Origin of the sequence: Anaerococcus lactolyticus ATCC 51172 (assembly GCF_000156575.1) — a bacterium.
Classification (GTDB): Bacteria; Bacillota; Clostridia; order Tissierellales; family Peptoniphilaceae; genus Anaerococcus; species Anaerococcus lactolyticus.
Window position 1 is genome coordinate 1 of sequence record NZ_GG666091.1, and the last position, 435, is coordinate 435.

The window sequence follows — 435 nt, forward strand, 5'->3', positions numbered from 1 at the left end:
GCTCCTATAATCTTGATGATTTTCTTAGGGTTATTTACAAAACCATCATCATCTGCCCTCATTGATAGATGAAAATATAGACATTGACTACTTAGTGGCATATCCAAAAATAAGTCGCTATTTACTATCTTTAGTGAAAACATTCTTTTATCTGCCATACTCTCCTACCTTTCTTCAAATAAAAAAGACGATAGTTTTACTTCTACCGCCTTGCGTATTGTTATGATTTTTCCATAATTATATATTAAATTTTTAAGTCTTTATTATTTAACATCTTACTAAACATATCATGGTACATATCTTTAGAAGATTCTTCTATCTTGGTAATACTTGATATTTTATTTCCTGCATCCTTTGATGATGCTCCGCAAAGATAAAAGGCTTCATTTCCCGTTCCATAGTCTATGGCAATGTATCTATCATGGTATTTTTTAC

At 30.3% G+C, this 435-nt stretch carries 2 pseudogenes; both read right to left on the reverse strand.

Features of this window, described 5'->3' with window-relative positions:
• A pseudogene (locus HMPREF0072_RS10400) lies at window positions 1-158 on the reverse strand (replisome organizer); the annotation flags it as partial.
• A gap of 86 nt (window positions 159-244) precedes the next feature.
• Window positions 245-435, reverse strand: a pseudogene (locus HMPREF0072_RS10405) (ORF6N domain-containing protein); the annotation flags it as partial.